The sequence below is a fragment of the Phreatobacter sp. GW821-FHT04C01 genome (genome assembly GCF_059420385.1).
In genome coordinates this window covers 469,353-481,285 of the sequence record NZ_JBWKTP010000001.1, presented here as the reverse complement: position 1 = coordinate 481,285, position 11,933 = coordinate 469,353, and the positions used below count along the sequence as shown (strand labels likewise).

General features: G+C 68.9%; 11 protein-coding genes. All 11 read left to right on the top strand.

All coding sequences use genetic code 11. From position 1 onward, the window contains the following. Positions 1 to 91 precede the first annotated feature (91 nt). The 11 genes from AC07WJ_RS02220 (at position 92) to AC07WJ_RS02170 (ending at position 11,896) form a co-directional block, all read left to right on the top strand. Positions 92 to 1,123, top strand: a complete 1,032-nt coding sequence (locus AC07WJ_RS02220) for a BMP family lipoprotein (RefSeq protein WP_494932896.1) — start codon at positions 92 to 94, stop codon at positions 1,121 to 1,123. Then, positions 1,120 to 1,860, top strand: a complete 741-nt coding sequence (locus AC07WJ_RS02215; protein ID WP_494932895.1) for an MBL fold metallo-hydrolase — start codon at positions 1,120 to 1,122, stop codon at positions 1,858 to 1,860. Before AC07WJ_RS02220 ends, AC07WJ_RS02215 begins: the two co-directional genes overlap by 4 nt. A 17-nt stretch (positions 1,861 to 1,877) precedes the next feature. Further along, entirely contained in the window at positions 1,878 to 3,386 is a 1,509-nt protein-coding gene (locus AC07WJ_RS02210) for an ABC transporter ATP-binding protein (protein WP_494933813.1), read from the top strand. Further along, entirely contained in the window at positions 3,383 to 4,483 is a 1,101-nt protein-coding gene (locus AC07WJ_RS02205) for an ABC transporter permease (RefSeq protein ID WP_494932894.1), read from the top strand. Before AC07WJ_RS02210 ends, AC07WJ_RS02205 begins: the two co-directional genes overlap by 4 nt. A gap of 16 nt (positions 4,484 to 4,499) precedes the next feature. Next, positions 4,500 to 5,477, top strand: a complete 978-nt coding sequence (locus AC07WJ_RS02200; RefSeq protein ID WP_494932893.1) for an ABC transporter permease — start codon at positions 4,500 to 4,502, stop codon at positions 5,475 to 5,477. Beyond that, positions 5,474 to 5,875 (top strand): cytidine deaminase, encoded by a 402-nt coding sequence (locus AC07WJ_RS02195; RefSeq protein ID WP_494932892.1) that lies wholly within the window; start codon positions 5,474 to 5,476, stop codon positions 5,873 to 5,875. The genes AC07WJ_RS02200 and AC07WJ_RS02195 overlap by 4 nt, the downstream gene beginning before the upstream one ends. Beyond that, positions 5,872 to 6,669 (top strand): purine-nucleoside phosphorylase, encoded by a 798-nt coding sequence (locus AC07WJ_RS02190; protein ID WP_494932891.1) that lies wholly within the window; start codon positions 5,872 to 5,874, stop codon positions 6,667 to 6,669. The genes AC07WJ_RS02195 and AC07WJ_RS02190 overlap by 4 nt, the downstream gene beginning before the upstream one ends. Beyond that, positions 6,666 to 7,442 (top strand): deoxyribose-phosphate aldolase, encoded by a 777-nt coding sequence (deoC, locus tag AC07WJ_RS02185; RefSeq protein ID WP_494932890.1) that lies wholly within the window; start codon positions 6,666 to 6,668, stop codon positions 7,440 to 7,442. The genes AC07WJ_RS02190 and deoC overlap by 4 nt, the downstream gene beginning before the upstream one ends. A 30-nt stretch (positions 7,443 to 7,472) precedes the next feature. Continuing rightward, positions 7,473 to 8,798 carry a thymidine phosphorylase gene (gene deoA, locus AC07WJ_RS02180; protein WP_494932889.1) on the top strand — a complete coding sequence of 442 codons (1,326 nt, stop codon included), beginning with the start codon at positions 7,473 to 7,475 and terminating at the stop codon, positions 8,796 to 8,798. Positions 8,799 to 8,802: 4 nt separating this feature from the next. Next, positions 8,803 to 9,996, top strand: coding sequence for a phosphopentomutase (locus AC07WJ_RS02175; protein ID WP_494932888.1), 1,194 nt, complete (start codon positions 8,803 to 8,805; stop codon positions 9,994 to 9,996). 109 nt (positions 9,997 to 10,105) lie between these two features. Then, positions 10,106 to 11,896, top strand: a complete 1,791-nt coding sequence (locus tag AC07WJ_RS02170; protein WP_494932887.1) for a glucan ABC transporter ATP-binding protein/ permease — start codon at positions 10,106 to 10,108, stop codon at positions 11,894 to 11,896. Positions 11,897 to 11,933 lie beyond the last annotated feature (37 nt).

The following is an 11,933-nucleotide window of genomic DNA, read 5'->3' as shown; positions in this document are numbered from 1 at the left end:
AACACCGCATCTGGACACGCAGGCACGGCATGCCAGACTGCGCGGGGCGGCATAAGCCGAAACAAACCGGTGGCCGTTCCAGGGGATAGCCATGACACGTTGCACGACACGGCACTTTCCGAGACGGCTTCTGCTTCTCCTGGCGGCGCTCGGCCTCGCCGGCCCGGCGCTTGCCCAAGCCCCGACCCCGGCTTTCGCGCCGGCGATCGTCTATGACCTCGGCGGCCGCTTCGACAAATCCTTCAACGAGGCCGGTTACGCCGGGGCCGAACGGTTCAAGCGCGAGACCGGCATCGACTATCGCGACTTCGAAATCCGCAACGACACCCAGCGTGAACAGGCCTTGCGGAATTTCGCGCAGCGCGGCCAGAACCCGATCGTCGCCGTCGGCTTCTCGTTCCGCGCGGCCATGGAAAAGGTCGCCGCCGAATTCCCCAACACCCGTTTCGCCATCATCGACAGCGCGGTGAACCTGCCCAATGTGCAGAGCGTGCTGTTCAAGGAACACGAAGGCTCCTATCTGGTCGGCGTGCTGGCGGCGCTGCGCTCGCAGACCAATACGATCGGCTTCGTCGGCGGCATGGACATTCCCTTGATCCGCAAATTCGCCTGCGGCTACGTCCAGGGCGCGCGCGCCGCCCGGCCGGGCATCACCATCATCCAGAACATGACCGGCACCACCGGTGCGGCCTTCTCCGACCCGGTGCGCGGCGGCGAGCTGGCGCGCGGCCAGATCGCCCAAGGCGCCGACGTGATCTATCATGCCGCCGGATCCACCGGGATCGGCGTGCTGCAGGCGGTGGCCGATGCCGGCAAGCTCGGCATCGGGGTCGATTCCAACCAGAACGCACTGCATCCCGGCCGCATGCTCACCTCCATGCTGAAGCGGGTCGACGTCGCCGTCCATGCCGCCTTCACCAGCGCCCGCGCCGGCACCTGGCGTTCCGGGGTGACCGTGCTCGGCCTTGCCGACGGCGCCGTCGACTGGGCCGACGATGCCGACAATGCCGCCCTGATCACGCCCGAGATGCGCGCCGCGGTCAGCAAGGCCGCCGAGGAGATCAGGACGGGCCGGCTGCAGGTTCACGATTTCATGGCCACCAACAGCTGCCCCGTGCAATGAGGATCACCGTTCTCGGATCCGGCGACGCCTTCGGCTCGGGCGGTCGGTTTTCGACCTGCCTGCAGCTCGTCGCCGCTGACGGCACCACCATGCTGGTCGACTGCGCCGCAACCTCGATGGCCGCATTGAACCGGACCGATATCGACCGCAATGCCATCTCCGCCATTCTGTTCACCCATTTCCACGGCGATCATTTCGGCGGGCTGCCATTCTTCGTGCTCGACGCCCAGTTCGTCACCCGCCGCCGGGCACCGCTCACCATTGCCGGGCCGAAGGGCGTCGAGGAACGGGCGCGCATTGCGCTCGAGGCCGCCTTCCCCGGCTCGTTCGAGGCCAAACGCGCCTTCGACATGCATTTCGTCGAGATCGCACCGGACCGGCCGGCCGACATCGCCGGCGCCAGGATCGAGGCCTTCGCGATGATCCATGACGAGCGCGCCGGCCCGTGCCTCGGCTACCGCATCAGCCGTGACGACCGGGTCTTCGCCTATTCCGGCGACACCTCCTGGACCGAGCAGCTGATCCCGCTGAGCCGCGGTGCCGACGCCTTGCTGATCGAGTGCTATACCGTCGACCGCAAGCTGGCCAATCATCTGGACTATCAGACCTTGTCGATCCACCTGCCCGAACTCGCGGCCAGACGGATCATTCTCACCCATATGGGCGCCTCCATGCTGGACTGGACGGCCGAGCTGCCGGTGGAACGCGCCTTCGACGGCCTGGTGATCGACCTGTGACGGCGCCCGCCGTCGCCATGACCGGCATCGACAAGCGTTTCGGCGCCGTCCATGCCAACAGAGCGGTCGATTTTTCGGTCGAGCGCGGCAGCGTGCACGGCCTGATCGGCGAAAACGGCGCCGGCAAATCGACGCTGATGTCGATCCTCTACGGTTTCCATACGCCCGATCAGGGCCGCATCGCGATCGACGGTGCGGCCGTCGACATCCATGCTCCGGCCGATGCGATCGCCGCTGGCATCGGCATGGTTCACCAGCATTTCATGCTGGTCGAGACCTTCACGGTGATCGAGAACCTCATGCTCGGCGCCGAGGGCGGTGTGCTGACCGCGCGGGCCGCGCGAACGACGCGCGCCAGGCTCGCCGAACTCAGCCGCGACTACGGCCTGGAGGTCGACCCCGACGCGATCGTCGCCGATCTCGCGGTCGGCCAGTTGCAGCGCGTCGAGATCCTGAAAGCCCTCGTGCGTGGCGCCGAGGTGCTGGTCCTCGACGAGCCGACCGCCGTGCTGACCCCCGACGAGGCCGACAGGCTGTTTGTGCTGGTGCGCCGCCTGGCCGGCGAAGGCAAGGCCGTGATCATCGTCACCCACAAGCTGAAGGAGATCATGGCGGTGACCGACCATGTCTCGGTCATGCGGCGCGGCGAAATGGTCGCGACGGTGAGGACCGCCGAGACCAGCCAGGAGCAGCTGGCCGAACTCATGGTCGGCCGCCACGTGGCGCTCGACCTCGCCAAGACGGCGGCGGAGCCCGGCCCGGCCGTGCTCGAAATCCGCGACCTCACCTTGCGCGACGGCCGTGGCGTCGTGCGGCTCGACCATGTCGGCTTCGACGTCCGCGCCGGCGAGATCGTCGGCATTGCCGGGGTCGCCGGCAATGGCCAGTCGGAACTGCTCGAGATCATCGCCGGCATGCGCCGGCCGAGCTCGGGCACCATAACCTTCGCCGGTGCGCCGCTCGATTGCGGCGGTGGCGACGATCCGCGCAGCCTGCGCGCCCGCGGCCTGCGCCACGTGCCCGAGGACCGCCTGCGCCGCGGCCTGGTGACGCCGTTCGAGGCCGCCGAAAGTGCCGTTCTCGGCTGTGCCGACGAGGCGCAGTTCGGGCCGGGGCCTTTTCTCAGCCATCGTGCCGTGGTCGCCGACTGCGCCGCCAAGATGGCCGCCTTCGATGTGCGCCCGGCCGATCCGGGCCTGACCACGGCGCTGTTTTCCGGCGGCAACCAGCAGAAGATCGTGCTGGCGCGCGAAATCGAGCGCGATCCGATCCTGCTCCTGGTCGGCCAGCCGACCCGCGGCGTCGATATCGGCGCCATCGAGCTGATCCACCGCCGGCTGATCGCGCTGCGCGACGAAGGCAAGGCGATCCTGGTGGTTTCCACCGAACTCGACGAGGTGCTGGCGCTGGCCGACCGGGTGCTCGTCATGAGCGGCGGCCGGATCACCGGCGAACGCGAGGCGGACGCCGCCGACGAGCGCGATATCGGCCTGCTCATGGCCGGTATCGGCGAGAACCGGACATGAGCGCGCGCGGCCTGCCGCTCTGGCTGACGGCGATCGCCATACCCTTGGTCAATGTCGCGGTCGCCTTCCTGGCCGCCGGCCTGGTGGTCGCGCTGATCGGCGAAAACCCGATCGAGGCACTGGCCGTCATGTTGCGCGGCGCGCTCGGCTCCGACTACGGTCTCGGCTACACCCTGTTCTACGCCACCAGCTATATCTTCACCGGCCTGGCCGTCGCCGTTGCCTTCCATGCCGGCCATTTCAACATTGGCGGCGAAGGCCAGGCCCTGATGGGCGGCCTCGGCGCGGCGCTCGTCGCCTTGTCGCTGCCGCAACTGCCGGCCGCCCTGCTGCTGCCGCTCTGCATTGCGGCCGCCGCGCTCGGCGGCGCCGCCTGGGCCTTTGTCCCGGCCTGGCTGCAGGCCCGGCGCGGCAGCCACATCGTCATCACCACCATCATGTTCAATTTCATCGCCGCGGCCCTGCTGGTCTACCTGCTGGTCGGGCCGCTGAAGATGGCTGGCTCGATGGCACCGGAGACGGCGAAATTCACTGAATCCGCGATCTTGCCGTCGATCGCCACCATGGCGGGCTGGTTCGGCTGGACCGTCGCCCGTTCGCCGCTCAACCTGTCGCTCGTGCTGGCGCTGGCCGCCGCGGTGGCCGTCTGGGTGCTGATCTGGCACACCCGGCTCGGCTACCGCATCCGCACCGTCGGCGCCAATCCGGACGCCGCCGTCTATGCCGGCATTTCGCCGGCGCGCATCACCATCGTCGCCCTGATGATCTCGGGCGGTCTCGCCGGGCTGATGGCGACCAACGAGATCCTCGGCTCGCAGGGGCGGCTGATCAACGAATTCGTCGCCGGCGCCGGTTTCGTCGGCATCGCCGCCGCCCTGATGGGGCGCGGCCATCCCTTCGGCATCGTGCTCGCCAGCCTGCTGTTCGGCGTCCTGACCCAGGGCGGCGCCGAACTCGCCTTCGAAAAGCCGAGGATCACCCGTGAGATGATCGTCGTCATCCAGGGCTTCGTCATCCTGTTCGCCGGCGCGCTGGAGAGCCTGTTCGCCGACCGGCTCGCCAGGCTCTACCGGCGCTTCGCCGCCCGGAAAGCCTAGAATGCGGGAGGTTTGAATGGCCGAGGCCTGGACCATCCTGCTGGTCGCCTTCGACAGCGCCATCCGGCTGTCGGTGCCGCTGATCTTCGCCTGCCTCGCCGGGCTCTATTCGGAGCGCGCGGGCGTCGTCGATATCGGGCTCGAGGGCAAGATGCTGGTCGGCGCCTTCGCCGCCGGCGCCATGGCCGCGGTCATCCCCAATGCCTGGCTCGGGCTCGCCGCGGCCATCCTCGCCTCCGTCGGCTTCGCGCTGATCCATGGCTTCGCCTCGATCAGCCAGCGCGGCAACCAGATCGTCTCCGGCGTGGCGCTGAATGTGCTCGCCTCCGGCCTCACCGCGGTGCTCGGCAACGCCTGGTTCGGCCAGGGCGGCCGGACGCCGCAGCTGCCGGCCGGCGCGCGCTTCAACGAGCTCACCTTGCCTTTCGCCGAGGCCGCCTCGGCGGTTCCGGTCGCCGGCACCTTTTATGCCGAGATCGTCTCCGGCCATTCAATGCCGGTCTATCTCGCCTTCGCCCTGGTGCCGGTTACCGCCTTCGCACTGTTCCGGACGCGCTGGGGCCTGCGCCTGCGCGCCGTCGGCGAGAACCCGGCCGCGGTCGACACGGCGGGTATTTCGGTGGCCCGGCTGCGCTACCAGGCCGTCATCGTCGCCGGTGTCCTGTGCGGCATGGGCGGCGCCTATCTGGCGATTGCGCAGTCGGCAGGCTTCATCAACGACATGACCGCCGGCAAGGGGTTCATTGCGCTGGCCGCGCTGATCTTCGCCAAATGGCGGCCTTGGGGCGCACTCGGCGCCTGCCTGCTGTTCGGCCTGCTCGATGCCATCGCGCTGCGCATCCAGGGCACATCTTTTCCCGGCATCGGCCAGGTGCCTGTTCAGGCGATCCAGGCTTTGCCCTATATCCTCACCGTGGTGCTGCTGGCCGGCTTCATCGGCAAGGCGACGCCGCCCAAGGCCTCCGGCACTCCCTATGTGAAGGATCGTTCGTGACACCGGCGCTGAAAATCCTGTTCGATCGGGCGAGGGACGCCCAGGCGAAAGCCTATGCGCCCTATTCGCGCTTCCAGGTCGGCGCCGCGCTTCGCGCCGCCTCCGGCGCCATTCATGCCGGCTGCAATGTCGAGAACGCCGCCTATCCGGTGGGCAGTTGCGCCGAGGCCGGCGCGATCTCCGCCATGCTGCTGGCCGGCGACCGGCAGATCGCCGAGGTCCTGGTGATCGGCGACGGGCCGGAGCTGTGCACGCCTTGCGGTGCCTGTCGCCAGCGCCTGCGCGAATTCTCCGCCGACGGCGTGATGGTGCATGTCGCCGGGCCCGAGGGGCTCAGGCGCAGCTTCACGCTCGCCGAGCTGCTGCCGCACTCCTTCGGACCGGACAACCTGACATGACGGCCGCCGCGATCATCAAAGAGCGGGCGGGGCCGGCGCCGGTCGACTGCGCCATCGTGCTCGGCACCGGGCTTGGCCCCCTGGCGGAGGCGGTCGAGGAGCCGGTCGTCATCGCCTATGCCGACCTGCCGGGCTTTCCGGTGGCGGGCGTCTCCGGCCACGCCGGGCGCCTGATCATCGGTCGCCTGGAGGGGCGCCGCGTCGTGGTCATGCAGGGCCGCGCCCATGTCTATGAGCAGGGCGATGCACGGGTGATGAAGCCGGCGATCGATTGCCTGGCCGAGCTCGGTACCAGGGCGCTGCTCCTGACCAATGCCGCCGGCGCGCTGAAAGCCGACATGGCCCCGGGCGCGGTCATGGCGATCTCCGACCACATCGCCCTGTTCGGACCGAACCCGCTGATCGGCATGGCCGGCGACGGGCGCTTCGTGCCGATGAACGATGCCTATGACCCCGGCCTGAGGGCAGCCCTGAGCCGTGGCGCGGACCGGCGCGGCATCCCCTTGCACCACGGCGTCTATGCCTGGGTGACCGGCCCGAGCTTCGAAACGCCGGCCGAAATCCGCATGCTGCAGCGCCTCGGCGCCGATGCCGTCGGCATGTCGACGGTGCCGGAGGTGATCCTCGCCCGCCACGCCGGACTTGCCGTGGTCGCCTTGTCGCTGATCACCAACTATGGTGCGGGAATGGTTCCCCAGGCCCCCTCTCACGGCGAGACCAAGGCGGTCGCAACCGAAGGCGCCCGCGCCGTCGAGGCCGTGATCCGGGGTTTCCTGACGGAGATGCCGATATGACCGCCCCCATCCCGGCCGCGCCATCGGCCTTCGCCGCCCGCGCCATTGCCCTGCTCGACCTGACCGACCTGTCGAACGGGCTCGACGAGGCCGGCGTCGAGACGCTTTGCGGCCGTGCCGTCACGCCGCTCGGGCCGGTCGCCGCGGTCTGCACCTGGGCCGGCTTCGTGCCGCAGGCCCGGCGCCTGCTCAAGGATACGCCGGTCAGGATCGCGACCGTGGTCAACTTCCCGGCCGGCGGCACCGATGTCACCCAGGTCGCCGACGAGACCCGCTATGCCCTGCTCGACGGCGCCGACGAGATCGACCTCGTCCTGCCCTGGCGCGCCCTGATCAGGGGCGACCGCGAGACCGTCGGCGCGCTGATCGGCGCGGTGCGCCACGCCGTTCCACCGACCAGGCTCTTGAAGGTGATCCTGGAAACCGGCGAGCTCCAATCGCCGCATCTGATCCGGGAGGCCGCCCGCATCGCCATTGGTACCGGCGCCGACTTCATCAAGACCTCGACCGGCAAGACGCCGGTCTCCGCGACGCCGGAGGCGGTCGGCATCATGCTGGAGGAGATTGCCGCGGCGTCCCGGCCGGTCGGCCTGAAGGTCTCGGGCGGCCTTCGCACCGCCGAGAATGCCGCGGCCTATCTGGCGCTTGCCGATCGGATGATGGGGCCGGCCTGGGCGAGCCCCCGGACCTTCCGTTTCGGCGCTTCCGGCCTCATCGACGCCTTGCTGGCGGAGCAGGTTCCGGCGCGGACCTCCACCAATGCTTCCTACTGAAAACAGCCGGGATCGGCCAAGGACTGACGCATGACCCTGCTGCCGCAAGAGATCATTCGCGACAAGCGTGACGGCCGGGCGTTGACGCCGGAGGCGATCGAGGCCTTTGTCGCCGGCATCGGCACGGGCGAGGTCACCGAGGCGCAGGTCGCCGCGCTCGCCATGGCGATCTTCTTCCAGGGCATGACCATGGCCGAACGGGTCGCGCTGACCCGCGCCATGACCCGCTCCGGCGAGGTGCTCTCCTGGCGCGACCTCGATTTGCCCGGGCCAGTGCTCGACAAGCACTCCACCGGTGGCGTCGGCGACACCGTCTCGCTGATGCTGGCACCGATGGTGGCCGCCGCCGGCGGCTTCGTTCCGATGATATCGGGCCGCGGCCTCGGCCATACCGGCGGCACGCTCGACAAGCTCGAATCGATCCCGGGCTACGACGCGATCCCCTCGCTCGACCGCCTGCGCCGCACCGTCCGCGATGTCGGCTGCGCCATTATCGGCCAGACCGCCAACCTGGCGCCGGCCGACAAGGTGATCTACGGCGTCCGCGACGTCACCGCGACGGTCGAATCGATCCCGCTTCTGACCTCGTCGATCCTGTCGAAGAAGCTCGCCGCCGGCCTCGACGGGCTGGTGATGGACGTCAAGACCGGCTCGGGCGCCTTCATGCCGGAATTCCCCCGATCGAAGGAATTGGCCGAATCGATCGCGACGGTTGCCACCGGCGCCGGGCTGCCGACGGTGGCTCTCGTCACCGCCATGGACCAGCCGCTCGCCAACGCCGCCGGCAATGCCGTCGAGATGCGCTGGGCGATCGACTATCTCACCGGCCAGCATCGCGGCTCGCGCCTGCACGGCGTCACCATGGCGCTCGCCGCCGAACTCCTGGTGCTGGGCAAGCTCGCGCCCGACCTCGACCAGGCCCAGGGCAAGCTCGAGCGGGTGCTCGACAATGGCCGCGCCGCCGAAATCTTCGAGCGCATGGTCGTGTCGCTCGGCGGCCCCGGCGACCTGATGGAGAGCCCGGACAAACATCTGCCGCGCGCGCCGCTGGTCCGACCGGTGCTGGCCGCGGCGGCGGGAACGGTGACGGCCATCGAGACCCGCGCCATCGGCATGAGCGTGGTGGCGCTGGGTGGCGGGCGCACCCGCTCGGCCGATCCGGTCGACCATGCCGTCGGCCTGACCGACCTGGTCATGCTGGGCGAGACCGTCGAAACGGGCCAGCCGATCGCCATGGTGCATTCGCGCGACGAGGCCGGCTTCGATGCCGCGGCGGCGATGATCCACGGCGCCGTCACCATCGCCCATGGCGGCGCGCTGGTCGGTGCGCTCGTCCAAGCGCGGATCGCGGGGTGAGCGGATGGCCCGTGCGCTGATCCTGGTCCTCGATTCCGTCGGCATCGGCGCCGCCGAAGACGCCGGGCATTATGGCGATGCCGGTTCCGACACGCTCGGCCATGTCGCCGCCTGGTATGTCCAGCGCGGTCCGGGCCTGCATTTGCCGAACCTCGCCACGCTCGGCCTCGCCAAGGCGGCGGAAGCCTCCACCGGCCGCCTGCCGCCGGGCCTCGCCGCCACCGGTGCGATCGCCGGGCGCTACGGCTATGGCGTCGAGACCTCGCGCGGCAAGGACACGCCTTCCGGCCATTGGGAAATCGCCGGCGTACCCGTCGCGACCGACTGGGGCTATTTCCCCGACACCCGGCCCTGTTTCCCTCCCGACCTGATCGAGGCCCTGGTCCGACGCTGCGGCCTCGCCGGCATTCTCGGCGATTGCCACGCCTCCGGCACCACGATCATCGCCGAGCTCGGCGAGGAGCATGTCCGGACGGCCAAGCCGATCGTCTATACCTCGGCCGATTCGGTCATGCAGATCGCGGCGCACGAACAGGCCTTCGGCCTGGAGCGGCTTTATGCCGTCTGCGCCGTCGCCCGCGAGCTCTGTGATCCCTTGAGCATCGGCCGGGTGATCGCCCGGCCGTTCGTCGGCGCGTCCGCGGCCGATTTCGTCCGCACCGGCAATCGCCGCGACTATTCGGTGCTGCCGCCGGCGCCGACCATCCTGGAGCTCGCCGAGACGGCCGGCCGCACCGTCATTACCATTGGCAAGATCGGCGACATCTTCGCCCATGTCGGCACCGGCGAGGTGTTGAAGGCCGCCGGCAACATGGCGCTGTTCGATCGCATGCTCGAAGGCCTCGACAAGCTGCCCGAGGGCGGTTTGCTGATGGCCAATTTCATCGACTTCGATTCGCTTTACGGCCACCGCCGCGACCCCAGGGGCTATGGCCAGGCGTTGAAGGATTTCGACCGGCGCCTGCCGGAACTCGCCGCCCGGCTTCGCCCCGGCGACCTCGTGGTGATCACCGCCGACCACGGCTGCGACCCGACCTTCGAGGGCTCCGAGCATACCCGCGAGCACGTGCCGATCCTGGCTTTTGGCCCGGGACAGCCGACCGGCCCGATCGGCCGGCGCGACAGCCTCGCCGATATCGCAGCGACCGTCGCGCGCCATCTCGGTGTGCCCGCGCCTGGCACCGGGACGCCGTTTTAGGGCCTTTGCCGATCCCGCCGGGCGTGTGGATTCGGAACCAACCTCACCTTGCGGCTGTTGACGTGCCGTGTTTCACAGGGACCCAGGCGGTTTCGACAGAGGGCGGCGCATGTCACTTCTCCAGGTCTATTGGCGGGTCCTGATGCAACTGGGGCCGGAGAAGCGCCTCGGCCTCACTTTGCTCACCTGCAATATCGTGCTGGCCTGCATCATGTTCGCCGAGCCGATCCTGTTCGGCCGCATCATCGACGCCTTGTCGAACGCCCAGGCGCGCGGCCGCACCATCACCTGGGGGGAATTGCTGCCGCTGGTGACCGCCTGGGTGTCGTTCGGCCTGTTCACCATTGGCGCCGGCGTGCTGGTGGCGCTACACGCCGACCGCATGTCGCATCGTCGGCGCCTCGCCTTCATGCAGCATTTCTTCGAGCACGTGCTCAACCTGCCGCTCAGCTACCATTCCGGCACCCATTCCGGCCGGCTCCTGAAGCAGATGCTGGAAGGCTCCAACGCCATGGCCTGGCTGTTGCTGTCGTTCCTGCGCGAGCATTGCGCCTCGATGATCGCGCTGGTCATCCTGGTGCCGGTCTCGCTGTGGGTGAACTGGCGGCTCGGCAGCCTGCTGGTCGTCATGGTGTTCTTCTTTTTCTTCCTGACCAGCTACGTGCTGCGCAAGACCGAGACGCTGCAGGGCAAGGTCCAGGAGTTTCACAACGCGCTCGCCGAACGCGCCACCGACGCGCTCGGCAACGTGCCGGTGATCCAGTCCTTCACCCGGATCGACGCCGAAGTGCGCGCCATGCGCGCGACCGTCGACGCCCTGCTGGCGGCCCAGATCCCGGTCCTGTCCTGGTGGGCGATCGCGGCGGTCGCCTCGCGCGCCTCGGCGACCCTGACCGTGCTGTCGATCTTCCTGACCGGCACCTGGCTGCATATCAACGGCCTCGCCTCGATCGGCGAGATCGTCACCTTCATGGGCTTCGCCACCATGCTGATCGCCCGGCTCGAGGCGCTGGTCGGCTTCATCAACGCGGTGTTCCTGGAAGGTCCGAAGATCAAGGACTTCTTCGACGTCATCGACACCACGCCGCAGGTGCGCGACCGGCCGAATGCCGTCGATATCGGCAAGGTCGCCGGCATGGTCGCCTTCGAGAACGTGTCCTTCTCCTATGACGGCAAGCGCGCCGCGGTGGCCGACCTGTCCTTCGTCGCGGCCCCCGGCGACACCATCGCGCTGGTCGGCTCCACCGGTTCGGGCAAATCCACCACGCTGTCGCTGCTGCACCGGGTGTTCGACCCGCAATCCGGCCGCATCACCATCGACGGCAACGACATCCGCGACGTCACCATGGTCTCGCTGCGCCGCAATATCGGCGTGGTGTTCCAGGAGCCCATGCTGTTTGCCCGCACCATCAAGGAGAATCTGCAGGTCGGCCGGGCCGATGCCAGCGACGCCGAGATCTGGGCGGCTTGCCAAAGGGCGCAAGCCGCCGACTTCCTGGCGCGCCAGCCAGACGGCCTCGACACCGAGATCGCCGAACGCGGCCGCTCGCTCTCCGGCGGCGAGCGCCAGCGCCTGTCGATCGCCCGTGCCCTGTTGAAGGATCCGCCGGTGCTGATTCTCGACGAGGCGACATCGGCGCTCGACGCCGCCACCGAGCAGAAGCTGCAGGCCGCCCTGGTCGAGGTGATGAAAGGCCGCACCACCTTCGTCATCGCCCACCGGCTGGCCACCATCCGGCACGCCACCCGCATCCTGGTCTTCGACCAGGGCCGGGTCATCGAAAGCGGCACCTTCGAGGAGCTGGTCGCCCAGGGCGGCATATTCGCCAACCTGGCACGGGCACAGTTCATGGCCGGCGAGACCGAGAAGAAACCGGAACGGCCGGTGGTGGAGACGTAAGAAGGGTTGGCGGATGTCGGGCTTCGGACTCTTGAGA